The 24,278-nt window shown below is 70.8% G+C and carries 24 protein-coding genes; 7 read left to right on the top strand and 17 right to left on the bottom strand.

Annotation, left to right across the window (positions count from 1 at the left end):
• Positions 1-79: 79 nt before the first annotated feature.
• From AB0383_RS20985 to AB0383_RS20975, 3 genes are all read right to left on the bottom strand, one after another.
• Positions 80-1,435, bottom strand: a complete 1,356-nt coding sequence (locus AB0383_RS20985) for an MFS transporter (protein ID WP_364177003.1) — start codon at positions 1,433-1,435, stop codon at positions 80-82.
• A 138-nt stretch (positions 1,436-1,573) separates the two neighbouring features.
• On the bottom strand, positions 1,574-2,512 hold the full coding sequence (locus tag AB0383_RS20980; protein WP_364177000.1) for a LysR family transcriptional regulator: 939 nt from the start codon (positions 2,510-2,512) through the stop codon (positions 1,574-1,576).
• Between the two features lie 94 nt (positions 2,513-2,606).
• Positions 2,607-3,050 (bottom strand): YdeI/OmpD-associated family protein, encoded by a 444-nt coding sequence (locus AB0383_RS20975; RefSeq protein ID WP_366188291.1) that lies wholly within the window; start codon positions 3,048-3,050, stop codon positions 2,607-2,609.
• 150 nt (positions 3,051-3,200) lie between these two features.
• On the opposite strand from AB0383_RS20975, the gene AB0383_RS20970 reads away from it, so the two are divergent.
• Positions 3,201-3,815 carry a TetR/AcrR family transcriptional regulator gene (locus tag AB0383_RS20970; RefSeq protein ID WP_364176996.1) on the top strand — a complete coding sequence of 205 codons (615 nt, stop codon included), beginning with the start codon at positions 3,201-3,203 and terminating at the stop codon, positions 3,813-3,815.
• A gap of 13 nt (positions 3,816-3,828) precedes the next feature.
• On the opposite strand, the gene AB0383_RS20965 is transcribed toward AB0383_RS20970, so the two are convergent.
• Positions 3,829-4,791, bottom strand: a complete 963-nt coding sequence (locus AB0383_RS20965; protein WP_364176993.1) for a YafY family protein — start codon at positions 4,789-4,791, stop codon at positions 3,829-3,831.
• Between the two features lie 90 nt (positions 4,792-4,881).
• On the opposite strand from AB0383_RS20965, the gene AB0383_RS20960 reads away from it, so the two are divergent.
• A complete protein-coding gene (locus tag AB0383_RS20960; protein WP_220238773.1) occupies positions 4,882-5,343 on the top strand; it encodes a nucleoside deaminase in 462 nt (153 codons plus the stop codon).
• Between the two features lies 1 nt (position 5,344).
• On the opposite strand, the gene AB0383_RS20955 is transcribed toward AB0383_RS20960, so the two are convergent.
• A complete protein-coding gene (locus AB0383_RS20955) occupies positions 5,345-6,532 on the bottom strand; it encodes a GGDEF domain-containing protein (RefSeq protein WP_366188290.1) in 1,188 nt (395 codons plus the stop codon).
• A gap of 269 nt (positions 6,533-6,801) precedes the next feature.
• Positions 6,802-6,945 (bottom strand): hypothetical protein, encoded by a 144-nt coding sequence (locus tag AB0383_RS20950; protein ID WP_366188289.1) that lies wholly within the window; start codon positions 6,943-6,945, stop codon positions 6,802-6,804.
• Positions 6,946-7,020: 75 nt separating this feature from the next.
• Between AB0383_RS20950 and AB0383_RS20945 the strand changes: the two genes are divergently transcribed.
• The 4 genes from AB0383_RS20945 to AB0383_RS20930 all read left to right on the top strand — a co-directional run bounded on the left by AB0383_RS20945 (position 7,021) and on the right by AB0383_RS20930 (position 10,991).
• Positions 7,021-7,206: a hypothetical protein gene (locus tag AB0383_RS20945; RefSeq protein WP_366188288.1), complete on the top strand. Its 186-nt coding sequence runs from the start codon at positions 7,021-7,023 to the stop codon at positions 7,204-7,206.
• A 208-nt stretch (positions 7,207-7,414) separates the two neighbouring features.
• A complete protein-coding gene (locus AB0383_RS20940) occupies positions 7,415-8,752 on the top strand; it encodes a histidine-type phosphatase (RefSeq protein ID WP_364176985.1) in 1,338 nt (445 codons plus the stop codon).
• Between the two features lie 301 nt (positions 8,753-9,053).
• Positions 9,054-10,013 (top strand): chitinase, encoded by a 960-nt coding sequence (locus AB0383_RS20935; protein ID WP_364176982.1) that lies wholly within the window; start codon positions 9,054-9,056, stop codon positions 10,011-10,013.
• Between the two features lie 93 nt (positions 10,014-10,106).
• Positions 10,107-10,991: a winged helix DNA-binding protein gene (locus AB0383_RS20930; RefSeq protein WP_364176980.1), complete on the top strand. Its 885-nt coding sequence runs from the start codon at positions 10,107-10,109 to the stop codon at positions 10,989-10,991.
• Between the two features lie 401 nt (positions 10,992-11,392).
• On the opposite strand, the gene AB0383_RS20925 is transcribed toward AB0383_RS20930, so the two are convergent.
• From AB0383_RS20925 to AB0383_RS20915, 3 genes are all read right to left on the bottom strand, one after another.
• Positions 11,393-11,659 (bottom strand): hypothetical protein, encoded by a 267-nt coding sequence (locus AB0383_RS20925; RefSeq protein WP_364176977.1) that lies wholly within the window; start codon positions 11,657-11,659, stop codon positions 11,393-11,395.
• A 173-nt stretch (positions 11,660-11,832) separates the two neighbouring features.
• Positions 11,833-12,576 (bottom strand): SDR family oxidoreductase, encoded by a 744-nt coding sequence (locus tag AB0383_RS20920; RefSeq protein WP_364176974.1) that lies wholly within the window; start codon positions 12,574-12,576, stop codon positions 11,833-11,835.
• A 30-nt stretch (positions 12,577-12,606) separates the two neighbouring features.
• On the bottom strand, positions 12,607-13,374 hold the full coding sequence (locus AB0383_RS20915) for an oxidoreductase (RefSeq protein WP_364176971.1): 768 nt from the start codon (positions 13,372-13,374) through the stop codon (positions 12,607-12,609).
• A gap of 108 nt (positions 13,375-13,482) precedes the next feature.
• On the opposite strand from AB0383_RS20915, the gene AB0383_RS20910 reads away from it, so the two are divergent.
• Entirely contained in the window at positions 13,483-14,382 is a 900-nt protein-coding gene (locus AB0383_RS20910; protein WP_364176968.1) for a LysR family transcriptional regulator, read from the top strand.
• On the opposite strand, the gene AB0383_RS20905 is transcribed toward AB0383_RS20910, so the two are convergent.
• Genes AB0383_RS20905 through AB0383_RS20870 form a run of 8 tightly spaced genes read right to left on the bottom strand, consistent with a single transcriptional unit; the run spans position 14,383 to position 24,238 of the window.
• Positions 14,383-14,985 (bottom strand): TetR/AcrR family transcriptional regulator, encoded by a 603-nt coding sequence (locus AB0383_RS20905; protein ID WP_364176966.1) that lies wholly within the window; start codon positions 14,983-14,985, stop codon positions 14,383-14,385.
• Complete coding sequence (locus tag AB0383_RS20900) at positions 14,985-15,788, bottom strand: NAD(P)-dependent oxidoreductase (protein ID WP_364177089.1); 804 nt, start codon at positions 15,786-15,788, stop codon at positions 14,985-14,987. The genes AB0383_RS20905 and AB0383_RS20900 overlap by 1 nt, the downstream gene beginning before the upstream one ends.
• A 53-nt stretch (positions 15,789-15,841) precedes the next feature.
• Positions 15,842-17,008: an acyl-CoA dehydrogenase family protein gene (locus tag AB0383_RS20895; RefSeq protein WP_364176963.1), complete on the bottom strand. Its 1,167-nt coding sequence runs from the start codon at positions 17,006-17,008 to the stop codon at positions 15,842-15,844.
• The gene (locus AB0383_RS20890) at positions 17,005-18,987 is read right to left on the bottom strand and encodes a biotin carboxylase N-terminal domain-containing protein (protein ID WP_364176960.1); all 1,983 of its coding nucleotides are present in this window, start codon (positions 18,985-18,987) and stop codon (positions 17,005-17,007) included. The genes AB0383_RS20895 and AB0383_RS20890 overlap by 4 nt, the downstream gene beginning before the upstream one ends.
• A gap of 10 nt (positions 18,988-18,997) precedes the next feature.
• Positions 18,998-20,599, bottom strand: a complete 1,602-nt coding sequence (locus AB0383_RS20885) for a carboxyl transferase domain-containing protein (RefSeq protein ID WP_364176957.1) — start codon at positions 20,597-20,599, stop codon at positions 18,998-19,000.
• On the bottom strand, positions 20,596-21,789 hold the full coding sequence (locus AB0383_RS20880) for an acyl-CoA dehydrogenase family protein (protein ID WP_364176954.1): 1,194 nt from the start codon (positions 21,787-21,789) through the stop codon (positions 20,596-20,598). The genes AB0383_RS20885 and AB0383_RS20880 overlap by 4 nt, the downstream gene beginning before the upstream one ends.
• Complete coding sequence (locus tag AB0383_RS20875) at positions 21,744-23,450, bottom strand: acyclic terpene utilization AtuA family protein (RefSeq protein ID WP_364176951.1); 1,707 nt, start codon at positions 23,448-23,450, stop codon at positions 21,744-21,746. The genes AB0383_RS20880 and AB0383_RS20875 overlap by 46 nt, the downstream gene beginning before the upstream one ends.
• Positions 23,447-24,238 carry a TIGR03084 family metal-binding protein gene (locus AB0383_RS20870; RefSeq protein ID WP_366188287.1) on the bottom strand — a complete coding sequence of 264 codons (792 nt, stop codon included), beginning with the start codon at positions 24,236-24,238 and terminating at the stop codon, positions 23,447-23,449. Before AB0383_RS20870 ends, AB0383_RS20875 begins: the two co-directional genes overlap by 4 nt.
• Positions 24,239-24,278: the final 40 nt, after the last annotated feature.

Raw genomic sequence — 24,278 nt, 5'->3', positions numbered from 1 at the left:
GTCGTCGCCCACCGGGGCGAGCCGACCGGGTGGTTGCTGCGTGTGCTGATCGTGGCTCCTCGTTCTTGTCGGGGCGGGATCATTCGGCCGTCTGCGTGGCCCGGCCCGATTCGACCGGCTCGCCGAGCAGCACCGTGCCCTTGGTCTCCGGGCCGATCCACGCGCCGATGAAGAACAGCACGCCGCCCAGGACGATCAGCACCACCGCGGTGTACTCGTACGGCAGTACGGCCTGCAGCACGGTGATCCAGACGCTGTAGAGCGCGGGCAGGATGAGGCTGAGGGTGTAGACCGTGCCATAACCCGAGGAGCGGACACCGGCGCCGAAGCGCTCGTTGAGGTAGACGACCAGGCAGCCGAGCGGGGCGTTGGGCAGTACGAAGGCGACGAACGCGAGGATGCCGATCGGCAGGAACCCCGCCCCGGACCGCGCGACCAGCACGAGGAATACGTAGGCGAGGCTCGCCCCGACGGTGATGGCGACAGCGCAGCCGAGCAGCAGTTTCCGGCGGCCGATCCGCTGGCCCAGGACCCCGGCGAGGATCATGCCGATGATCGTCGCGACGTTGGCGATGATCTCCAGCGTGCTCACGTTGGACGGGTTCTGGTGCAGGACGCCGACCAGGAGCCCGGGCATGAACGAGAGCACGATCTGGGCGGCGAACCACATACCGGTCATCAGGAGGAAAACCTGACCGAAACCACGGATGTTGCGTCGGCTGAACAGCTCGAAAATCGGCGCGCGATTTCCCTTTCGCGATTTCTTGAGCGCCTCGAGGTCGACCTCTTTGACGCGCGAATAGTAGGCGACGTACGCGATTCCGAGCAGAAACCCGAAGAAGAAAGGAATGCGCCAGCCCCAGGATTGCAGGTCCGGACCGGAAAACCGTTCCAGCACCACGAGCTGGATGATGCTGATGAGCGTGATCGCCGCGGGAGCACCGGCCGCCATCACGCCGCCGACCAGCCCACGCCGGCGCATCGGCGAGCGTTCGATGGCCAGCGGGACCGGCCCCGCATAGCCGCCACCCAGGAACACGCCACCGATCAGGCGAAGCAGGATCAAGCCGACGATCGAGCCGTAGCCCCAGGTCGCGTAACCCGGCATGAGGCCGATGAGCAGGGTGACGATCGTGAACCCGACGCCGGTGATCAGGGTGACGCGGCGGCGCCCGATCTTGTCCGCCAGGTTGCCGAAGATCGGGCCGCCGATCGGCCGTCCGAGCAAGGTGACGACGAAGATGACGGTCACCAGGGTGACCTTCGTCGTGGCCGGCATGGAGGGCGGTTCGAAGTAGTCCATCACCGCCGGCAGCACGAGTGCGGGCAGATAGATGTCGAAGCTGTCGACGAACAAGGAGAGGATGCCACCGACGATCGATCGTCGTGCTTCCGGAGTCAGTCGCTCGTCTGTCGTGGATACGGTCGTCGACATCCAGGGAGTTCCTTCCGATCACGAATACCGCTCCGCTGCGATATATCGCTGACACCGAGGGAGTCTAAGAATCCTCGCCGAAGCCCGGAAGTCAGAAATCCTGATCCCGATAATCAGCCTGGGTTATGGTTGGCGCCCTCAGCCCAGCCGCTCGCCGATGCCGCGCAGCGCCTCGCGCAGCCAGGCGTGCGCGGGATCGAGGTCGAGGTCGTCGTGCCACCACAGCGTCTCGACGATCCCCTCCGGCTCGCCGGGGCACTCGAGGACCGAGATGTCGGACCGCTTGGCGAACTCGACGGCCAGCCGGCGTTGCACCAGCGCGATCCGGTGGGTTCCGACCACGAGCGCGGGCACGGCCTGGTAGCTCTCCACGCTCATCGCGACCCGCGGCGCGAGCCCCAGCGCGGCGAGCCGGCGCGACACCGGCGGCAGCGGCACCCCCGGCTCACGGTGATACGGCACCACCCAGTCGAGCCGCTGCAGGTCGGCCAGGGTGAGCCCGCCGGCGCCGAGCTCGTGCCCGGCCCACACGACGCAGACCCACTCGTCGCGGAACAGCTCGGCCGAGCGCAGCCGGGGCAGTTCTTCCAGCTCGATCGGCGGTGCGACCACCCCGTCGACGAACCGGACGACCCGCGGCAGATCCGCGCTCAGCGATTCGCGCACGAGCCGGATCCGCAGCCGCGCGCGCGGCGCCTCCCGCTCGAACAACTCGGCCAGCGGCTGCCCGATCACCGACAGCGTGTAATCGGCCATCAGCAGCGTGAACTCCCGCACCGACGTGCCGGGCGCGAAGCTCGACCCGGTGGCGAACAGCTGCTCGGCCGCCGCGCACACGTCCTCGACCTGGCGGCCGAGCTGGCGAGCCAGCGGGGTCAGGACGTAGCCACGGCCCTCGCGGACCAGCAGCTCGTCGTCGAAGTGCCGCCGCAGCCGCGCCAGCGCCGCGCTCAACGCCGGCTGGCTGACGCCGACCCGCTCCGCCGCGCGGGTCACGTTTCGCTCGCGCAGCAGCTCCCGGAGAACGACGAGCAGGTTGAGATCGAGCCCGGCCAGCTGCGTCGTGCGGCGGCTCATCCGGCTCCACCCGCTCTGCTTCCGGCCATTCCGGTCACCTTACGGCGCTGCGCGCAGCCGCGACGGGCGTGTGAGCGCCGGCACCGCCCGGTGGTCAGCCGGCAAGCTCGGCGACGATCTTGGCGAGGCGGCGCTCCCGCGTTTCCGGCCGTTTGGCCGACGCCACTGCTTCGGCTCGCTCTCGTTGCGCGGTATAGGAAAGCCGGTCGAACGCGGCGCGGGCGCCGGGGTGCGCGCCGAGTGCGGCGGCAAGGTCGTCCGGCACTTCGACGGTCCGTTCCGCGGTGTCGAGCTCCACCGTGACCTCGACCTCGTCGCCCGCGGCGACGCCGGCTGCCTCCCGGTTGACCGCGCTCAGCGGCAGCATGAACGTGCCCCCGTAGACCACGATCGTGCTGCGGTAGGTGTGCGCGCCGAGGGTGACCAGGACTTTCGGCCGCTTGCCCGAGCCCAGCGCCGTGACCACCTCGGCCGGCACGGCGAACCCGGTCGCCGTCTTGCCGCCGAGCTCGATCAGGGTGACGAACGTTGCGCTCACGGCTCCCCCAGCGGCGACGACGGTGCGCCCGAGCCTACCCCGCGGCGGCTCGTCCGAGCCGACACCGGAGCCGGGCGATGAGCAACCGCTTAGACTGGGCGGACGGTTCACGCCCGCCGGGCGCGTCAGCAGATCTGGGAGGATCGCCGGATGACGACTTCACTCTCGGCCGAGCTGTGGCCCGACGTGCAGCCCGAGACCGCGCGCCGGCTGATGCTGGCCGGTGTGGAGTCCTTCGCGAAGCGCGGGTACCACGCCACGACCACGCGGGACATCGCCAGCGCCGCGGGGATGAGCCCCGCCGCGTTGTACGTGCACTTCCCGTCGAAGGCGGCGCTGCTGTTCGAGATCAGCCGCAGCGGCCACGAGCAGACGCTGGCGCTGGTGGAGAACGCGCTGGAGAAGGCCCAGGACCCCGTCGAGCGCATCCGGCTCGTGGTCGAGGACTTCGTGGCCTGGCACGCGCGGCGCCACACGGTGGCGCGGGTGGTGCAGTACGAGCTCAACGCGCTGCCGGAGAAGGAGTTCGAGGTCGTCACGGAGCTGCGGCGGCGCATCGAGCGCATCGTGCGCGACGTGATCGCCGCGGGCGCCGAGTCCGGCGCGTTCTCTGTGACCGATTCGCACACGGCGGCCCGCGCGGTGCTGTCGCTGGGTGTCGACGTGGCCCGCTGGTACAGCGAGCGCACGCGCCAGACGCCGGCCGCGCTGGGCAAGGAGTACAGCGAGCTGGTGCTGCGGATGCTCGGCACGCGCACAGCCTGACCCCTCGACCGGCTCAGCTGCGCGCCGCCGCCGAGGCGAAGCGTTCCGCGATGCGCGCCAGCCGGTCGAGCAGGCCGGGCGGCGCGTCTTCCACGACGAAGTCGTAGTCCCACTGCGCGAGGTAGAACGGCGCCGCGGCGAGGTCGGCCGCGCCGGTGCGCAGCCGGCACGTGTGCTCGTCCACGGGCTCGACGGTGCCGGCGGTCGGCGGCACACGGGCGGCGAGCACCTCCGCCGGCACCGACACGAGCAGGGACATCTGGTGTGCGTAGGGCGCCGAAGAGATCGCCTGCGACACGTACGCGGCGAGGTCTTCCGCAGGCGGTTCGCGCGGCGTGAAGCGGAAGCCGGGCGCCGGCACGCCTTCGATGCGGTCGACGCGGAACGTGCGCCAGCCGTCGCGGCCCAGATCGTAGGCGACGAGGTACCAGCGACGGCCCGTGTGGACCAGGCGCAGGGGCTCGACGTCGCGTTCGGTGACCTGGCCGGTGTGGTTGGCGTAGGTGAAGCGCACCCGCTCGTGGTCGCGGCAGGCCGACGCGATCACGGTGAGCACCTCGGCGTCGACGACCGGTCCCCCGCCACCGAGCTGCAGCATCGCCGAGCCCATGGCGCTCACGCGGTGGCGCAGCCGCGCGGGCAGCACCTGTTCGAGCTTGGCCAGTGCCCGCACCGACGTCTCCTCGATGCCCGACACCGTGCCGTTCGCCGCCGTCCGCAGCCCGACCGCGACGGCCACGGCCTCGTCGTCGTCCAGCAGCAACGGCGGCAGCGCGGCGCCGGCCCCCAGCCGGTAGCCACCCGCGACCCCCGGCGTCGCGTGCACCGGGTAACCGAGGCCACGCAGGCGCTCGACGTCGCGGCGGACCGTGCGCACGTCGACGCCGAGCCGGTCGGCCAGGTCCGGCCCCGGCCAGTCGCGGCGGGCCTGCAGCAGGGACAACAGGCGCAGCAGCCGCTCCGAGGTTCCGTACATTCGGGCCACTCTGCCAGACCTCGCGGACAGGATCGGTCCTCGATGGCCGTGGACTTGCCTTCCGGGAGCGGGGCCGGTGAAGTGTGGGCCATGCAGATCGATCCGCACGCGTTGCTCGCCGTCGCCCGCGAGGAGGCCGAGCTCGGGAAGGCCGAGGGCGGCGTGCCGATCGGCGCGGCCCTCTTCGACCACTCCGGCAAGCTCCTCGGCCGCGGCCACAACCGCCGGGTGCAGGACGGCGACCCGTCGCTGCACGCGGAGACCACGGCGTTCCGCAACGCCGGGCGCCGCCCCCATTACCGCGACACGATCATGGTCACCACGCTCTCGCCGTGCTGGTACTGCAGCGGCCTCGTGCGCCAGTTCGGCATCCCGCGGGTGATCATCGGCGAAGCCAAGACCTTCTCCGGCGGCCACGACTGGCTCGCCGAGCACGGCGTGCGCATCGACGTCCTCGACGACCCCGCGTGCACGGCGCTGATGGAGGAGTTCATCGAGACTCGCCCGCAGCTGTGGTTCGAGGACATCGGCGTCCCGTCCACTTCGGACTGACCTACTGCGTTGACGAACCACCGGCACACACAGTCCGGTTGCGACCGCCGGCTTTCGCGCGCCGCACGGCTTTCACCGCGGCCGCGAAGACCGCGTCCGCTGTGTCGCCGTCAGCGGGACGGGAAGCGACGCCGACGGACACCGTCGCCCACGCAAACTGCGGGCTGCCGTAGGGCGCCTTCAACGCGACGGCCGTCGAGGCGACGCGCAAGCGGATGCGTTCGGCGATGGCGAGCGCGTCGAATGGCTTGGTGCCGGGGAGGAACACGGCGAACTCGCCACCACCGGAGCGCCCGACGAGGTCGGCGGAGCGGACTTCGTCCCGCAACGCATCGGCGATGGCCCACAACACGGCATCGCCGACGCGGCGGCCGTGGCGGGCGTTGACGTCGCCGAACCGGTCGAGGTCAAGCACCAGCACGGAGTACGCCGGGGCCGGCTGCACACGGGCGGCGTCCCACCAGGCGGACGCCGTGAGGGCGCCGGTGCCCGCGTCCGCCGTCGGCTCGGCGCGCGGGGTGGCGCCGACGCCGCCGCGGTACAGCACCACGAGCGCCGCGGCGAGCAACGGCACGACGAGCGGCGAATCCACCACGGCCCAGGCGAGTGCGATACCCAACGCGACCATCGCGACGTCGAACAGCAGCCCCGCCACACCCTGCCGGTAGCCGCGCACAACCCCGGTGAGCGCCGCGTCGACGAGCGTGAACACGACTGCCGCGACCACGAGCAGTCCCATCAGGCGGACGTCGCCCAGCGAACTCGGCGGGACGGGCACCGTCACGGCGAGGAACCGGCCCGCGAGCAGCAAGGCCAGCGCCGTCGCGGCCACCTCGAACACCTGCCGGTACGGCGCGCGCCGCCGCACGCGCAGCCACCGGTGCGCGCCTGAGACCACCGCGAGCACCACGGCGGGCACCGGCGGCAGCGCCACCGCGCCGGCGAACACCCACGGCGTGCCGAAACCCGGGCCCAGCAACGTTTCCCCGCGTCCGCGTTCGGCCGAGCGGCTCAGCTCCGCGCTCACCAGCATCCCCACGACCAGCACGGCGAACCGCGCGGAACCCGTGAGCGGCACGGGAACCAGCACCGCCACGGCGATGGTCGCGGCCAGCGCCAGCGCGTCCACGCACACCACGAACGCCGCCAGCACGCGGGTACGCACGCGCCACAGCTCCCAGTCCGCCACGGCGACAGGAAACCGGCGCCGGCGACCCCCTCCGGCAGTCGCCGGATCCCCCACCATTTCGGCAAAATAGCGGGTTCACGAGGTTTTCGGCACCTGCTTAAGTGTGGCCGGCGTTTCTCGAGGCCGGTCTTTCGGATCCGTGGCGGTGCGCGGATGGGTCCGGACCGCGGTGAGAGTGATCACCGGAGGGGCGTGGTCAGGGATCCGGCGGCACGGAAAGCCGTCCGAACGAAGCCGATCACCGTTTCGGACCGACGAGAAGAGGAGCTTCAGATGAAGACCATTCGCCGTATCGTCGCCGCCAGTGCGATCGCTTTGCCGCTGACGCTCGGGGCCGCCGGGATCGCCTCGGCCGACACGTACACGAACACGAACGTGGCTGCCGGGCCCGCCGGCGTGAGCACCAGTTCCACGCACGCGAGCACGGGTGAACAGAGCGGAGAAGCGCTTCCTACCGCCAGCAGAACAGCAACGCCGGCCCCGATGGCGTGAGCAATGACCACACCACGGCCGACACCGACGGAAACGGCGGCGCGAGCTTCGACCAGGGCCAGAGCCGGGCCGGGCCGGACGGCGCGCAGTCGAGCCACACCGGCTCGAACACCGACGCGAACACCGACTCGGGCTCGAGTCACGGCGTCCTGACCGGGATCGTGGGCAGCCTGCGTCTGTAGACCCTCGCGAAAAGTGGTGGCCGGCTGTGCGATCAGCCGGCCGCCACTGTCCTGTCGGGAGGCGGCAGACAGGGCCGTCCGACCACTGTGTTCCCGCTCACCGGAACCCCGGGAATTCACCGGCGCGATACCCGCTGTCCCGAACCGCGTCACGACCGGCGTGTCTACTGAGCCGTCCTTTCACCAGACCAGACAGCGGGGTAGCTCGATGAGACGTGTTGTGGCCGGAATCGGCGGGGCCGCATTGGCGCTGTCGGGGCTGTTCGCCCTGCCGGCGCAGGCGCACGAGGGGAACGCGACGCAGGACGCGTTCACCACCAAGACCGCCTACGAGCCGCAGGGCAACCTGTACTCCTACGAGCGGCTCCCTTCGTCGTTCCGCCCGGTGTTCACCGAGAACGTCTCGCGCCACGGCGCGCGCACCCTTTCCGACAGCGACGACGGCGACGCCTTGCTGGCGCTGTGGAACACCGCGAAGTCCGAAGGCGCGTTGACCGGCGTCGGCAAGCAGCTCGGCCCGGACGTGCAGGCGCTGCTCGCGGTCAACGCCCGCGACGGCTACGGCCTGCTCACGCAGGAAGGCCGCGACGAGATGCGCACCACCGCGCAGCGCATGGTGCGACGGCTGCCGTCGCTCTTCGCCGACGCGGCAACGGGAACGACGCCGAAGATCGACGTCGTCGCGTCGAGCCAGCAGCGCACGGTGGACAGCGCCAACGAGTTCGTCGCCGGACTGAAGGCGGCGAAGCCGGGGCTGGCGACCACGGCCACCCGCACCGACGACGCCCTGCTGTACTTCCACAAGTCGAACGTCGAGTACAACGACTACGTCGACAACGACCCGCGCGTCGCCGCCGCCGAGAAGGCCGCCACGGACCAGCCGCGCACGCACGCCGTGGCGCGTTCGGTGCTGCAGCGCAGCTTCTCGAAGAAGTTCGTGGACGAGGTCGCGGCCGGGAAGCACGCTGAGTTCAAGGACGAGGTCGCCGCGGCCGACGCGGTGTACGCGATGGATCAGGTCACGGTGGACCTCGCGGGCGAGGGCCACTGGCACTTCGACCGCTACATCACGCTCGACGAGGCCTCGTGGTTCGGCTACCTCGACGACGTGACTTCGTTCTACGAGAACGGTCCCGCGTTCTCCGGCAGCGACATCACGTACAAGATGGCCGGCGGCCTGCTCGGCGACATGTTCGCCCAGCTCGACGCCAAGCGCGCCGGCACCACCTCGCGCGACGCCGAGCTGCGCTTCACCCACGCCGAGGAGATCTTCCCCCTCGCGTCGTTGCTCGGCCTGCCCGGCAGCACGAAGCAGCAGCCTGAGAGCCAGCTGTTCACCTACGCGAACAACCCGTTCCGCGGCGCGCAGGTGGCGCCGATGGCGGCGAACATCCAGTGGGACCTCTACACCGACGGTCACACCTACCTCGTGCGCATGCTCTACAACGAGAAGCAGACCGCGTTCAAGGCGAGCTGCGCGCCGGTGCACCGCGGCAGCTACTTCTACCGGCTCGACGAGCTCGAGCGTTGCTACGCCCAGTCCTGACCCGTCTCCTCAGACCCACCGAGCGAGCCCGTGGCGACCTCTCACCGCGGGCTCGCTCGCGTTTCCGGGCACGACGAAGGCGCCCTTGTCGCGTCCATGATCACCGGTCGATTTCGTTGCTGCCACCGACTTTCGGCGGTTTTTTTCTTCCTGTTCTCAGACCTTGACACTTCCTAATGGTCTAGTCCATTGTGACGGAGCACATCCCACCGCGTGCTCCTTCGAGTTGATACCGCCGCATCAAGCATCGGAGGTGCTCCACACAAGCGCGCTCACGCGTGCGTCCCACGTTGGAGGACCAATGAAACCCCTGCGCCGTCTGGCCACCGTCGCGCTCGCCGCGGGCGCCGCGCTGGCCACCACCCTCGGCCTCGCCCCGTCGGCGCTGGCCGCGCCGGACCCTGTGCTCGCTTCGCCGTACCTGTACCAATGGGGCGGGCAGACCGACCCCGCCGCGGCCATGTCGGCCACCGGCGTGAAGGCGTTCACCCTGGCCTTCATGTTGTCCGACGGCGGCTGCAACCCGAAGTGGGACGGCAACCGCGACCTGAACGGTTCGGACGCCGCCCTGATCCAGAAGATCCGCTCGGCCGGCGGCGACGTGATCCCGTCGTTCGGCGGCTGGTCCGGCACCAAGCTCGGCTCACAGTGCGGGTCGCCGGAAGACCTGGCCGGCGCGTACCAGAAGGTGATCGACGCCTACCAGCTCAAGGCGATCGACCTCGACATCGAGAACACCGACGAGTTCGAGAACGCGACGGTACAGGACCGCATCCTGAACGCCGTGAAGATCACCAAGCAGAAGAACCCGGGCGTGCGCGTCGTCATCACGATGGGCACGAGCCCGCAGGGCCCGACCGAGTGGGGCAGCCGCCTCATCACGCAGGCCAAGGCGATCGGCGCGAACGTCGACGTCTGGTCGGTCATGCCCTTCGACTTCTCCGACGGCGGCGACATGGCCGCGATGACGAAGTCGGCCGTCGACGGCTTGAAGGACCAGCTGAAGTCCGGGTTCGGCTGGAGCGACGACGAGGCCTACCGGCACAGCGGCCTGTCGTCGATGAACGGCAAGACCGACAACGCCGGCGAGAACGTGTCCATCGCGAACTTCACCTCGATCCGCGACTACGCCTCGAGCCACCACCTCGGCCGCTTCACGTTCTGGGCCACCAACCGCGACTGCAGCGGCGGCGGCGAGTGCAGCGGCATCGACCAGGAGAAGTACGCGTTCACGAAGATCGTGGCCGGGTACCAGGGCTGAGCTGCCTGAAGACGGGGATCCCTTGGTTTCGGGATCCCCGTCTTTTCCCGCCGATAGTAGCCATGGATATAGTATCCATGTACATTATCTTTCGTGCGCCTCGAGAACCCGACCACCGGTCACCTCGTGTGGCGGTTGTCCATGAAGTGGCGGGCGGCCGTCGACCGGACCGTGAAGCCGCTCGGCCTGACCCACGCCCAGTACTCGCTGCTGGCGACGCTCACCGGCCTCGTGGTGCGCGGGGTCCGGCCGAGCCAGCGCGAGCTGGCCGACCACACGGGACTCGAGGCGCTGCACGTGTCGAAGCTGGCGCGGGCGCTCGAACAGGCCGGCCTCGTCACCCGTCCCTCGGACCCGGACGACCCGCGCGCGGTGCGGCTCGACCTCACCGCCCGGGGCCACGAGGTGATCACCGAGGCGATCGCCCTCGTGCGCGACCTGCACGAGGAGCTCACGGCGAACCTCGGCGGCTCCCGCACCCCGCGGACCCGCCGGTTCCGCGACACCCTGCAGACGCTGCTGGGTGAGGACCCCACCGGAAGCGAGAAGACCATGACCACAGCCCGTGCCGTCGGCGGCCGCGACCTGAACCTGGCCGCCGCCGCGTCTCGTTCCCTGCTCACCACGTTGCTGGACCGCGAAGGTCTGGACTTCACCGAATATGTGGTCCTGCGGACCGTGGCCAATGGCGCCCAGCCCGCCGAGACCTTGGTGGAGACCACCGCGGCGACGGCCGTCGCGCCCGCCGAGGTGGTGCGCTCGGTGGTGGACCGGCTCGTGTCGGCGGGTCGGATGACCAGCGGGGACGTCGTCGACGTCACCCCGGCAACGCGCGACCTGGTCGAACGCCTGACGGCGGACTCGACCGCCGCCGGCGACCGGCTGTTCGCGGGCATCGCCCCCGAAGACCTGGAGGCGGCGAAACGCGTCCTCGACACCGTGACAGCGCGAGCGGGCGAGATCCGCTCACAGCTCTGACGGCGGAGTCCTACTGCGGGCGGGTTGGTCCGACCTCATCGGCCGAGGGCAGGGGCCTGGACCACCAGCGCGCGGCGTGAAACCGTTTCGCGAGGCAAACCCGCGCGTAGCCGAGGCGGCAGCGCGGCCGGGCGGCGTGGTTCGACCTCGCCAGCCGCGGGCACGACCGGACCGGCGATGTGCGCCCCCAGAACCGGGGCAAGAATCAGCTGGTCGCGAGCGAAATCCCCGAGCAACTGCGGCTGGCGGCGTGGTGGTTGAACCGCACCGTGCGGGGGGTCACGACCGGACGACTCACACTCAAAGTCCGGGCCCAGTCCAGGGACACCGACACTCGAGCCGAAGGTCCACCCGAACGGGCGAGCGAAACCTTCACCCGTTCGCGACACCGCGTGGCCGCCTCAGGCGGCGACGGTGATCTCCAGCGCGGCGTGCCCGGCCTCGGTCAGCTCGGCGGCCACGCGGCCCGCGGCGTCCTGCACGGCGGGGCGGATGTAGCCGCCGTGGGCGAGGTTGTGGGCGGTCATCTGGTCGCAGCAAGCGAAACCGTCGATGAAGAGGTCGGGCTCGCTGCTCGTGGTCATCTCCGCGCGGTGGGCGGCGACCGCCCTGAGCATCGCCATCGCGCGGTGCGTCAGCTCGACTGCCGCGCCTTCTGAACCGGACACCGGTACCGACCTTCTTCCTGGTGGAGCCACTTACTCGGAGTCATCGTCCGTTGGGCCGAATGTGTTAACAACCACATCTTATTAGGCCGAAGTTGTGACGTTCACCAGGCCTCGGCGGTTCCGGACAGTCGCGGCTCCTCCCGGGTCGGCACCGATGTGCGGCCAGTGCGAGCTCAGAGTTGGGTGACACCTCTGTCCACGGCGAACTCGGCCCCGGTGGTGTACGTCGCGTCGAAGGCGAGGAACGCGGCCGCCCCGGCGACCTCGGCGGGCGTGCCGAACCGCTGCATGGGGTTGTCCGCGATCCGCTCCGCCTTGTACCGCTCGGCCGCTTCCGCGGTCATCACCTTCTCCAGCGCCCCCGTGTCGATGGGGCCGGGGCTGACCGCGTTGACCCGGATGCCCCGCGGGAGAAGTTCGCGCGCGAGGCTGCGGGCCAGCGAACGCAGCGCCGCCTTGCCGGCCGCGTACACACTGGTGTCCGGCAGTCCCGCGACGTTCGCGACCGAGGTCGTGAGGACCACGCCGGCGCCCTCACTCAGCAGCGGAGCAAGCTTCTGCACGGTGAAGAACGCGCCTTTCACGTTGATCGCGAACAACTCGTCGTAAACCTCCTCGGTGATTGACTCGAATGGCGTGGTCGCCGCGATGCCGGCGTTGACGAACAAGGCCTCCACCGTGCCGAGCTCGCGCTTCACACGGTCGGCCAGGGCGTCCAGATCGGACAGTGCCGCCACACTTCCCTTTGCGGTCAGCGCGTTTTCGCCGAGCCGTGCGCCCGCCGCGTCGAGCGTGGCCTGCGAGCGGCCGGTGATCAGCACGCGGGCGCCCTCGTCCGCGAGCAGCTTCGCCGTGGCGAAGCCCAAACCGCTGCCGCCACCCGTGATCACCACGTTCTTGTCGCGGTACTTGCCCACTCTTTCGTTCCTCTCGTAATTCGGGCAGCGTCAGCCGCGCGGGAACTCGCCGCCGTCGACGAAGAGGGTGCTGCCGGTCAGCCAGCTCGCCTGGTCGGACACGAGGAACAGCACGGCGCCGGCGATGTCCTCCGGTTCACCGTCGCGACCGAGCGGGGTCGGGTTGTCCGGACCCGGCCCGGCGTCCAGACGGGCCCACTGCTCCCGCGTCGCTTCACCGCCGGGGGTGGCGACCCGGCCTGGGGAGACCGCGTTGACCCGGATCCCGGACGGCGCCAGCTCCGCGGCGAGCCCCCGGCTGTAGTTCTCCAGCGCCGCCTTCGCCGCCGTGTAGTGCAGGAACGGCGGTGCCGACGTGGGGACCGCGGCGGAACTGATGTGCACGATCGTCCCCGTGCGCCGCTCCCGCATCCCCGGCGCCAGCAGCGCATCCAGCCGCACCGCCGCGAGGAGGTTCAGGTCCAGGGCGTCGAGCCACTCCGCCTGGGGAATGGCCAGCGCGCTCGGGTGCGGGCGCGCACCGCCCGCGTTGTGGACCACCACGTCCACCCCGCCGAACAGCTCCTGGGCGGCCGCGGCGAGCGTCTGCGCCCCGGCCTGCGTCCGCACGTCGGCCTCCACGAAGGCGGCCCCGTGCGGAACCGTGCTCGTCGCCGACCTGGCGGTGGTGAGCACTTCGGCGCCCGCGGCCAGGAGCCGGCGCACCACAGCCGCACCGATGCCCCGCGAGCCACCCGTGACCAGAGCGCGCTTTCCCTTGAGCTCCAGCGCACTCGTGGCGTTTTCGATCATCGTCATGCCCCCGACTCTTCGGCAGTCCGGAAGCGCTGTCCAAGACCTGGTCGGCACCCCGTGATCCCGAAACGGCATGACGGCAGGCGGCGATCACTCGGTACTGTTGATCGGGTGAACGATCTCGGGACCGACCTCGAGCTCCGCCTGGTGCGGTACTTCACGGTCGTGGCGGAGCACCGGAACTTCGGCCGGGCGGCGGCCGAGCTGCACCTGGCGCAGCCGGCGCTGAGCCGCCAGATCCAGCGTCTGGAGAACCGGCTCGGAGTGCGCCTGCTCCACCGCACTCCGCAGGGCAGCCACCTCACCGAGGCCGGCGAGGCGTTCCTCCCGCAGGCGCGGGCGCTCCTGCAGTCCGCTCGGCAGGCGGTGCTCACCGCCCGCGCCCACGCGCCGGCCGGCAAGGTCCTCATCGGGTACGTCGAAGACCTGGTCATCACGCCGGCCGTCCGGGACCTGCGCCGCCGCCACCCCGGCGCCGAGATCGGCACCCGCCACCTCGAGTGCTTCGACGAGCGGGCGTTCGCCGAAGGCCAGGTGGACGTGCTCGTCGTGCGCGACCCGCGGTTCGCCCCGGCCGGCACGGTCCGGACGACCGTGCTCTACGAGGAGCCGCGGATGCTCGTGGTGCCTGCCGGCCACCACCTGGCCGGCCGCGCGTCGGTGACCCCGGACGACTTCGCCCCCGGCGAGTCCCTCGTCTGCCCGCACGGCGGCACCCGCGCGATCTACCCGGCGACCGGCTATCGCCCGAGTGACCCCGGCCCGATCTCGGCCGGGCCGGTCACCGAGAGCTTCGAGGACCGGCTCGAGCTCGTCGCGGGCGGCCAGGCGATCGCGGTCCTGCCGGTCGGCGACCGGCGCAGCTCACTGCGCACCGACCTGGCCACGGTTCCCGTGCGGGGCGTGCCCACCAGCAAGGTCGTGGTCGCCACCCGCGCCGGCGATCCGAACCCGCTGGTCGCCGAGTTCGTCCACGCCGCCCGCGCCCACCTCACCGCCGGCGCCGCGTGATCAGCTCGCCGGCCCGGTGAGCCGCGTCTCCAGAGTGTGGGCCCACTCGCGCACGATTTGGCGCCGGCGGCGGGTGTCGTCGGTCAGCAGGTTGGCGAGGCCGAGGCCGCGGGCCAGGTCCAGGGTGGCCTGGACCAGCTCGCGGACCCCGGGCTTCGCCTCGTCGACGCCCAGCAGCTCCACGGTCACGCGGTGCGCCTCGCGGCCGACGCGGGCTTCGAGCGGCACGAGGGTGCCGCGCAACTGCTCGTCGGTGGACGCCACGGACCACAGCTGCAGCGCGGCGCGGAACAGCGGCCCGGTGTAGAGGTTCAGCACCATCTCCACCACGCGCTCGATCCGCGACGGCCCCGTGGGCAGCCCGTCGGCCTTCGTCCGCAGCTCGGTGATCTGCGACTCGCCGAGCAGCTCCACGGCCGCCGCGACGAGGTCCTCGCGCGTCGGGAAGTGGTGCTGCGCGGCGCCGCGCGACACGCCGGCGCGTTCCGCGATCACGGCCACCGTGACTCCGTGCCAGCCCCGCTCGCCGATGCAGTCCATCGCGGCCTCGATCAGCCGCCGGCGAGTGGTGCGGCTGCGCTCCTGCTGCGGTTCCCGGAGCATCAGGCCGGATCGACCCAAAAGTCGAGCTGCAGGTCCGCTTCCGACGAGCCGATCCGGTACTTCGAGAGGTCGGTGACGCCCTCGGCCGCGAGCACCTCGTCATCGAGGAAGAAGTTGCCGGTCGTCGAGCGGCTCGGCCGGGTCAGGATCGCGTACGCGGCGTCGGCCATGATCTCCGGCGTGCGGCTGCGGTCGGCCAGCCCGGCGCCCACGACGTTGCGGATCGCCGCGGTGTCGATCGTGGTGCGCGGCCACAGCGAGTTCGCCGCGATGCCGTCCTTCTTCAGCTCCGCCGCGAGCCCGACAGTCACGAGGCTCATCGAGTACTTCGCGATGCTGTACGCGAGGTGCCCGGCCGTGAACCATTTCTCGTCGAGGCTGATCGGCGGCGACAGCGTGAGCACGTGCGGGTTGGCCGACTTGCGCAGGTGCGGGATGGCCAGTTTGGACAGCAGGAAAGTGCCGCGCGCGTTGATGTCCTGCATCAGGTCGTAGCGCTTCATGCTCACCTGCTCGGTGGGCGTGAGGTCGATCGCGCTCGCGTTGTTCACCACGATGTCGATGCCGCCGAACTGCTCGACGGTCTTCGCCACCGCGGCTGCCACGCCCTCGTCGTCGCGGACGTCGCCGAGGATGGGCAGCGCCTGGCCGCCGGCCTTCTCGATGGCCTCGGCCGCGGTGTAGATCGTGCCGGGCAGCTTCGGGTGCGGTTCGGCGGTCTTGGCCAGCAGCGCCACGTTCGCGCCGTCGGCGGCCGCGCGCAGGGCGATCGCCTCGCCGATGCCGCGGCTGCCGCCGGACATGATGATCGTGCGGCCGGCCAGAGACTTCTCAGTCTTCTCAGACACACTCACTCCTAATAGGACTTCGGCAGCCCGAGGGTGTGCTGCCCGACGAAGTTGAGCACCATCTCGCGGCTCACCGGCGCGATCCGCCCGAGCCGCACCGCGGTCACGAGCGTGCCGAGGCCGTACTCGGTCGCGAGCCCGTTGCCGCCGTGGGTCTGCACGGCCTGGTCCACGGCGTGGATCGCGGCCTCCGCGGCGGCGTACTTGGCCATGTTGGCCGACTCGCCCGACGCGAAGTCGTCGCCGGAGTCGTAGAGGGAAGCCGCCTTCTGCGTCATCAGCTTCGCCAGCTCCAGCTCGATCTTGATCTGTGCCAGCGGGTGCGCCAGCCCCTGGTGCGAGCCGATCGGCGCGCCCCACACCTGGCGCTCATTGGCGTACGCCACGGCCTTGCCCAGCGCGTAGCGCGCGGTGCCGAGCGAGAACGACGCGCCCATGATGCGTTCGGGGTTCAGGCCCGCGAACAGCTGCGCGATCGCCGCGTCCTCCTCGCCCACCAGCGCTTCGCCCGGCAGGTGGACGTCGTCGAGGAACAGGCCGAACTGCTTCTCCGGGGAGACCAGGTCCATCTCGATCTGCTTGAACTCGAAGCCCGGCGTGTCGGTGGGCACGATGTAGAGCGCGGGCTTGAGGCGGCCCGTCTTCGCGTCCTCCGTGCGCCCGACCACGAGCACCGCGTCGGCCTCGTCGACGCCGGAGATGAACACCTTCCGTCCACTCAGGACCCAGTCACTGCCGTCGCGGCGCGCGGTGGTGGTGATCTTGTGCGAGTTGGACCCGGCGTCGGGCTCGGTGATGGCGAAGACCATCTTCTTGCTGCCGTCGGAAAGCCCCGGCAGCCACTGCTTCTTCTGCTCGTCCGTGCCGAAGCGCGAGATCACCGTGCCGCAGATCGCCGGCGAGACGACCATGAGCAGCAACGGCGAACCGGCCGCCGCGAACTCCTCCAGCACCGCGGCGAGGTCGGCGATGCCCGCTCCCCCGCCGCCGTACTCCTCGGGCAGATTCACGCCGAGGTACCCGAGCCGGCCGGCCTCGTCCCACAGCTCGACGGTCTTCTCGCCCGAGCGGGCTTTCTTCGAGTAGTACTCGTGCCCGTACTTGCGCGCCAGTTCCGAGGCCGCCTTGCGCAGCGCCACGCGCTCCTCGGGCTCGACGAAGTTCATCGCGTTCATGCTCGTTCTCCCACCACAGCTTCTCCCGCCCCGGCTTCTCCGACGACAGCCAGAATCGTGCCGACCTCGACCTGCAACCCGACCTCCACCGGCAGCTCGGTGACCACGCCGTCCGCGGGGGCCGCGATCCGGTGTTCCATCTTCATCGCCTCCAGCCACAGCAGCGGTTCCCCCGCCGTCACGGCGTCGCCCACGCCCACCGCGAGCCGCACGATCGTGCCCGGCATCGGCGCGACGAGCGAGCCCGCCGCCAGCGCCGCCGACGGGTCCGCGAACCGCGGCTCCGCCGTGAACGCCACCGAGCCGAGCGCGGAGTCGACAAAGGACTTTTCGCCGTACCGCGCGACGGTGAACGTGCGTCGCACACCCGCCACGTCGAGCACCACCCGGCCCGGCTCCGCCGAGACCAGCCGCACGTCGTCGTATCCCTCGGCCCGCAGGCCGTTCCGGGTGAGCGAGTACCGGACCTCGTGGGTCGTGTCCCCGCGCGTGAAAACCTTGCGCTGCCCGACCGAACGCACGTTGCGCCAGCCGCTGGGCAGACGGCCCAGAGTGGTCGCGGCCGCGCGGTTGCCCGCGGCGTCGGCGAGCGCGGCGGCGAGTGCGGACAGCTTCTCCGAGTCACCGTTGACCAACGGCTTCGCGAGCGTGTCGAGGCCGTGGCGGTCGAAGAACGCCGTGTCGGTCTCGCCCGCGAGAAACGCGTCGTGGCGCAGGATGTTCACGAGCAGGTCGCGATTGGTGACCACGCCGTGGATCTTCGCCCCGGCCAGCGCGGTGGCGAGCCGGCGAGCGGCCTCGTCGCGCGTCGGCGCCCACGTGATGACCTTGGCGAGCATCGGGTCGTAGCGCACGCCGACGACGGACCCGCTCTCCACGCCGGAGTCGAGCCGCAGCCCCGCGCCGTGCGTGAACTCGCGGTCGACGCCAGGCACCTCGAAGGTGTGCAGCGTGCCGCTCTGCGGCTGCCAGCCGGCAGCCGGGTCTTCGGCGTAGAGGCGGACCTCGATCGAATGTCCCTGCGGCGCAGGCGGTTCCGGCGGCAGCTTCGCGCCTTGGGCGACGGAAAGCTGCAGCGCCACGAGGTCGAGGCCGGTGACGTTCTCGGTCACCGGGTGCTCCACCTGCAGGCGGGTGTTCATCTCCAGGAAGTAGAACCGCCCGTCCGGCCCGGCGAGGAACTCCACCGTGCCCGCGCCGACGTAGTCGATGGCCTGGGCGGCCTTGCGCGCCGCATCGAACAGCTCCGCGCGCATGGCGTCGTCGACGAACGGCGACGGCGCTTCCTCCACCACTTTCTGGTGCCGGCGCTGGATCGAGCACTCGCGCTCCCCCACCGCCCACACCGTGCCGTGGCTGTCGGCGAGCACCTGCACCTCGATGTGGCGGCCCGTCTCGAGGTAACGCTCGCAGAACACCGTCGGGTCTCCGAACGCGGAACCGGCCTCGGCCCGGGCGCTCTCGACAGCCTCGGCGAGCTCACTCAGCTCCCGGACCACCCGCATACCGCGACCGCCGCCACCGGCGGAAGCCTTGACCAGCAACGGCAGATCGGCGTCGCTGACTTGACCGGGGTCCAGTTCGGACAGCACCGGCACGCCGGCGGCGGCCATGATCCGCTTCGACTCCACTTTGGAGCCCATCGTCTCGATCGCGGCGGGCGGCGGGCCGACCCACGTGAGCCCGGCGTCGAGTACGGCCCGCGCGAACGCGGCATTCTCCGACAAGAACCCGTAGCCCGGGTGCACGGCGTCGGCGCCCGCGTCGGCCGCGGCCTTCACGATCAGCTCCGCACGCAGGTACGTCTCTCCCGGCGCGTCTCCCGGCAGCCGGACCGCGACGTCGGCCTCGCGCGTGTGCGGGGCCGCGGCGTCGGCGTCGGAGAACACAGCCGTCGTGCCGATACCGGCGTCGCGGCAGCTGCGGAACACACGGCGGGCGATCTCGCCGCGGTTGGCGACCAGCAGGTTGTGGATCACGACTGCACCCCTACATCCGGAAGACGCCGAAGCCACCCTCGGCGCCCTTCACTGGTCCATTGTGGATCGCCGACAGGCTCAAGCCGAGCACCGTGCGGGTGTCGCGGGGGTCGATGATGCCGTCGTCGTAGAGCATGCCCGAGAGGAACATCGGCATCGACTCGGCCTCGATCTGGTTCTCGACCATGGCGCGCATCGCCGCGTCGTTCTCCTCGCTGTACTCCTGTCCCCGGCTCGCCGCCGCGGCCCGCGCCACAATGGACAGCACGCCGGCCAGCTGCGCCGGGCCCATCACGGCCGACTTCGCACTCGGCCACGCGAACAGGAACCGCGGGTCGTAGGCGCGCCCGCACATGCCGTAGTGCCCGGCACCGTAGGACGATCCCATGAGGACGGACAGGTGCGGCACCTTCGAGTTCGACACGGCGTTGATCATCATCGCGCCGTGCTTGATGATGCCGCCCTGCTCGTACTCCTTGCCGACCATGTAGCCGGTAGTGTTGTGCAGGAAGACCAGCGGGGTGTCGATCTGGTTGGCCAGCTGGATGAACTGCGCGGCCTTCTGCGACTCCTCGCTGAACAGCACGCCCTGTGCGTTGGCGAGGATGCCGACGGGGTAACCGTGGATGTTCGCCCACCCGGTGGTCAGGCTCGACCCGTAGAGCGGCTTGAACTCGTCGAAGTCCGACCCGTCGACCACGCGGGCGATCACCTCGCGCGGGTCGAACGGCACCTTGAGGTCACTCGGCACGATGCCGAGCAGGTCCTCGGGATCGAACAGCGGCTCGGCGTACCCGGTCCGAGGCGCCGGCCCCTTTTTGTGCCAGTTGAGCCGCTTGATGATACTGCGGCCCAGCCGGATCGCGTCCTGCTCGTCGGCCGCGAGGTAGTCGGCCAGGCCCGACGTGCGGGCGTGCATTTCGGCGCCGCCCAGCGACTCGTCGTCGGACTCCTCGCCGGTAGCCATCTTCACCAGCGGCGGCCCGCCGAGGAACACCTTCGCGCGTTCCTTGACCATCACGACGTAGTCGGACATGCCCGGCAGGTACGCGCCGCCGGCGGTCGAGTTGCCGAAGACCAGCGCGACGGTGGGTACCTTCGCGGCCGAAGACCGCGTGAGGTCGCGGAAGATCCGCCCGCCGGGGATGAAGATCTCCTTCTGCGTCGGCAGGTCCGCGCCGCCGGACTCGACGAGGTTGATCACCGGCAGCCGGTTCTGCGCCGCGATGTCGGCCGCGCGGAAGCTCTTCTTGGTCGTCCACGGGTTGCTCGCGCCGCCCTTGACCGTCGGGTCGCTCGCGGAGATCAGGCACTCCACGCCCTCGACCACGCCGATGCCGGTGATCACACTCGCGCCCACGCGGTAGTCCGAGCCCCACGCGGCCAGCGGCGAGAGCTCCAGGAACGGCGAGTCCTCGTCGATCAGCAGCTCGATGCGTTCGCGCGCCAGGAGCTTGCCGCGCTTGCGGTGGCGCTCCACGTACTTCTCGCCACCGCCGGCCACGGCCTTGGCGTGCTCGGCGTCGATCTCGGCGAGCTTCTCGAGCATGGACTCGCGGTTCGCGGCGAACTCGCCGGCCCGTGTGTCCACGACAGACCTCAGTGCGGTCATGCGGTGTATCCCAATCGCTTCGCGGCCAGGCCGGTGAGGATCTCGGTGGAACCGCCGCCGATGCCGAGGATGCGGACGTCGCGGTAGTGCCGCTCCACTTCGGACTCGCGCATGTACCCGAGCCCGCCGTGCAGCTGCACCGCCTCGTTCACCACCCATTCGGCGGCTTCGACGGCGGTGTTCTTGGCGAAACAGGCTTCGGCGATCACTTCTTCGCCGGAGACGTGGCGCACGGCGGTCTGGCGCGTGTACGTGCGCGCGACGTCGGTCTTGCGCGCCATCTCGGTGAGCTTGTGCTGCACGACCTGGCGCGAGATGAGCGGCCGGCCGAACGTCTCCCGCAGCCGGCACCAGTCGAGCGTGAGGTCGAGCGCGCGCTGCGCGTGGGCGTAGGCCTGCACGGCGAGCGAAAGCCGCTCGGTCACGAACTGGGTGGCCACCTGCGCGAAGCCGCTGTTCGCGCCGCCCACGAGGTTCTCCACCGGCACCCGGACGTCCGCGTAGGACAGTTCGGCGGTGTCGGACGCGGCCCAGCCCATCTTCTCCAGCTTGCGCGACACCGTGAACCCGGGCGTGCCCCGTTCGACCACCAGCAGCGAGATGCCGTGCGCGCCCTCCCCACCCGTGCGGACGACCGTGGTCACGAAGTCGGCGCGGCAGCCTGAGGTGATGAACGTCTTGGCCCCGTTGACCACGTACTCGTCACCCTCGCGCACGGCGGTGGTGCGGATGCCGGCGACGTCGGACCCGCCGTCGGGCTCGGTGACGGCCAGCGAGCCGATCTTCGTGCCCGCGAGCGTCGGGCGCACCCAGCGTTCGACCTGCACCGGGTCCCCGGCCTCGGCGATGTGCGGCACGGCGATGCCGCACGTGAACAGCGACGCGAACAGGCCGCCGGAGCCGCCCGCGTAATGCATCTCCTCGGCGACCACGAGTGCGTCGAGGTAGTTGCCGTCGCCGCCGCCCACGGACTCGGGGAACGCGACGCCGAGCAGCCCGAGGTCCCCGGCCTTGCGGTGCAGCTCGCGCGGCAGCTCGCCCGCGCGTTCCCAGTCGTCTAGGTGCGGCAGCACGTCCTTCTCGACGAACCGCCGTACGGTCGCGCGCAGCTCCTTGCGCTCCGGCGTGGCGAACGGGTTCACGGTCACAGCAGCGCCTCCGGCACGTCGATCTCGCGCGCCCGCAGCCATTCGCCGAACGCTTTGGCCTGCGGGTCGAACCGCGCCTGCGAGGCCACGCCCTCGCCGAGGATGTCCTCGACCACGAAGTTCATCGCCCACAGGTTCGGCAGCAGGTGCCGGGTCACCGGCAGCTGGGCCGTCTCGGGCAGCAGGAGGCGGAACTCGGCGACGGTGAGCCGGTGCACGAGCCAGCGCCACGCTTCTTCCGAGCGCACCCAGACGCCGAGGTTGGCACTGCCGCCCTTGTCACCACTGCGCGCGCCGATCACGCGGCCGAGCGGGACGCGGCGGACCGGCCCGTCCGGCAACGGCTCGGGCAGCGCGGGTTCGTCCACTTCGGTCAGTGCGAGAGTCTTGGCGGACGGTGCTATGTCGACACGTCGACCATCAGTGAGCACCGCGATGTGCGGTACCTCGGCAGCGTCCACGAAGGCCGCCGAGTAGACGCCGTAGGGCGACGCGTCCGAAGGCGGAGCGGTCACGTGGAAGCCGGGGTAGCTCGCGAGCGCCAGCTCCACCGCCGCGCCGCTGAACGCGCGGCCGGCGATCTTCGGGTCCGCGTCCTTCACCGTGACGTGCAGCAGCGCGCTGGCTTGTTCCTCGGTGTCGGCGTCGCGGTGGTCCGTGCGCGCGAGCGTCCAGCGGACCTCGGCGGGCGGCTTGCGTTCGAGCGCCGTCTCCAGCTGCTCGCGCACGAGCGCGGCCTTCGCCTCGATGTCGAGGCCGGTGAGCACGAACGTGGTCTCGTTGCGGAACCCGCCGAGCCGGTTCAACGCGACCTTGAGCGTGGGCGGCGGGGCCTCGCCGGTCACGCCGCTGATGCGCACGCGGTCGGGGCCGTCCTCGGCGAGGGTCAGCGTGTCGAAGCGTGTGGTGACGTCGGGGTTCGCGTAGCGGGCGCCGGTGATCTCGTACAGCAGCTGCGCGGTGACCGTGCCCGTGTTCACGACCCCGCCGGTGCCGGGGTGTTTCGTGATGACGCTGGACCCGTCGGCGTGGATCTCGGCGATCGGGAACCCCGGCACGCCGATCGGCTGCTCGCGGAAGAACGCGTAGTTGCCGCCGGTCGCCTGCGCGCCGCACTCGATCACGTGCCCCGCGGCGACGGCGCCAGCCAGCGCGTCGTGGTCCTCGCGCGTCCAGCCGAAGTGCGCGGCGGCGGGCCCGACGATCACCGAAGCGTCGGTGACCCGGCCGGTCACGACCACGTCGGCGCCGGCGTTCAGGCACTCGACGATGCCCCACGCACCGAGATAGGCGTTGGCGGTCAACGGTTCCTTGAAGCCCAGTTCGTCGGCGCGCCCGATCAGGTCGTCACCCTCGACGTGCGCGATCCGCACGTCGACACCGAGCTTCGCGGCCAGCTCACGCAACGCCGTCGCCAGGCCCGCGGGGTTGAGGCCGCCCGCGTTGGCGACGATCTTCACGCCTTTTTCCTTGGCCAGCGCCAGATTCTCCTCCATCTGGCGCAAGAAAGTCTTGGCGTAGCCCCGTTCGGGGTCCTTCATCCGGTCGCGCCCGAGGATGAGCATGGTCAGCTCGGCGAGATAGTCGCCGGTGAGCACGTCGAGCGGGCCGCCGGTCAGCATCTCGCGTACGGCGGAGAACCGGTCGCCGTAGAAGCCCGACGCGTTCCCGATCCGGATCGGTGCCCGGTTCACGCGGCTCATGCGAACTGCCCCGGCTTCCGGCCGCCACCGGGTGGACCGGCGAACGCCTGCGCGATGGTGAGCCATTCTTCGACGTCGGCGCCGGTCGCGACCAGGTCCGTGTCCGCGGGGTGGCGCCGCTGCGTGATGACCAGGCAGAAGTCCACGGCGCTGCCGGTGAGCCGCTGCTCGGCGTCCTCGGGCCCGAACGCCCACGTCGTGCCGTCCGGCGAGGCCAGCTCCACGCGGAACTCCACGGGAGGCGGCGCCAGGGAGTTGAGCTTGAAGGCGAAGTCCCGCGTGCGCGTGCCGAAGCGCGCGATGTGCCACAGCCGGCCGGTCGGCTCGCGGGCCAGCCCCAGCGCGTCGAACACGTCCTGGCCGTGGGCCCAAGTCTCCATCATCCGAGCGGTGGCCATGGACGCGGCGCTCATCGGCGGGCCGTACCACGGCAACTTCTGTCCGGCCGGCACGGCGGCGAGCGCTTCGGACAGCGCCGCCCGCCCGGCGCGCCATTGCGCGAGCAGCTCCTCCGGCGGCGTGGCGGCGCCTTCCTCGGCGGCGAGGTCGACGTAGTTCTCCCCCACGCTCAGCAGGTGCTCGACCTCGGCTTGCCACTCCTCGGGCCGGGCCGCGGCGATCAGCGCCTTCGAGTCCGTCCAGGCCAGGTGCGCGATCTGGTGCGCGACGGTCCACCCTTCCGCCGGCGTCGGCCTGACCCACCCCTCGGGCGGCAGCCCGGCCACCACGTCGTCGATCGCCTGCGATTCGGCCGCCAGATCCCCGAGGATCACGCCGAGATCAGCCATCCTGCGCCTCCATGCGTCCTCTTGTAAGCACTACGCGCTC

Source organism: Amycolatopsis sp. NPDC051373 (assembly GCF_040689465.1).
GTDB lineage: Bacteria > Actinomycetota > Actinomycetes > Mycobacteriales > Pseudonocardiaceae > Amycolatopsis.
The sequence above is the reverse complement of the archived record's forward strand: the minus strand, read 5'-3'. Positions and strand labels throughout refer to the sequence as shown.

Bases quoted from the DNA above. Each gene is read 5' to 3' on its own strand.
- AB0383_RS20880 (WP_364176954.1), bottom strand. From the start codon at position 21,789: ATGGCTGCGGGCGCGCGAGATCGACGTGCCGGAGGCGCTGCTGTGACC.
- AB0383_RS20870 (WP_366188287.1), bottom strand. From the start codon at position 24,238: ATGGCTGATCTCGGCGTGATCCTCGGGGATCTGGCGGCCGAATCGCAG.
- AB0383_RS20875 (WP_364176951.1), bottom strand. From the start codon at position 23,450: ATGAGCCGCGTGAACCGGGCACCGATCCGGATCGGGAACGCGTCGGGC.
- AB0383_RS20885 (WP_364176957.1), bottom strand. From the start codon at position 20,599: ATGACCGCACTGAGGTCTGTCGTGGACACACGGGCCGGCGAGTTCGCC.
- AB0383_RS20960 (WP_220238773.1), top strand. From the start codon at position 4,882: ATGCAGATCGATCCGCACGCGTTGCTCGCCGTCGCCCGCGAGGAGGCC.
- AB0383_RS20895 (WP_364176963.1), bottom strand. From the start codon at position 17,008: ATGAACGCGATGAACTTCGTCGAGCCCGAGGAGCGCGTGGCGCTGCGC.
- AB0383_RS20985 (WP_364177003.1), bottom strand. From the start codon at position 1,435: ATGTCGACGACCGTATCCACGACAGACGAGCGACTGACTCCGGAAGCA.
- AB0383_RS20915 (WP_364176971.1), bottom strand. From the start codon at position 13,374: ATGACGATGATCGAAAACGCCACGAGTGCGCTGGAGCTCAAGGGAAAG.
- AB0383_RS20935 (WP_364176982.1), top strand. From the start codon at position 9,054: ATGAAACCCCTGCGCCGTCTGGCCACCGTCGCGCTCGCCGCGGGCGCC.
- AB0383_RS20900 (WP_364177089.1), bottom strand. From the start codon at position 15,788: ATGTCCGGCGGCAGCCGCGGCATCGGCGAGGCGATCGCCCTGCGCGCG.
- AB0383_RS20970 (WP_364176996.1), top strand. From the start codon at position 3,201: ATGACGACTTCACTCTCGGCCGAGCTGTGGCCCGACGTGCAGCCCGAG.
- AB0383_RS20905 (WP_364176966.1), bottom strand. From the start codon at position 14,985: ATGCTCCGGGAACCGCAGCAGGAGCGCAGCCGCACCACTCGCCGGCGG.
- AB0383_RS20965 (WP_364176993.1), bottom strand. From the start codon at position 4,791: ATGTACGGAACCTCGGAGCGGCTGCTGCGCCTGTTGTCCCTGCTGCAG.
- AB0383_RS20940 (WP_364176985.1), top strand. From the start codon at position 7,415: ATGAGACGTGTTGTGGCCGGAATCGGCGGGGCCGCATTGGCGCTGTCG.
- AB0383_RS20980 (WP_364177000.1), bottom strand. From the start codon at position 2,512: ATGAGCCGCCGCACGACGCAGCTGGCCGGGCTCGATCTCAACCTGCTC.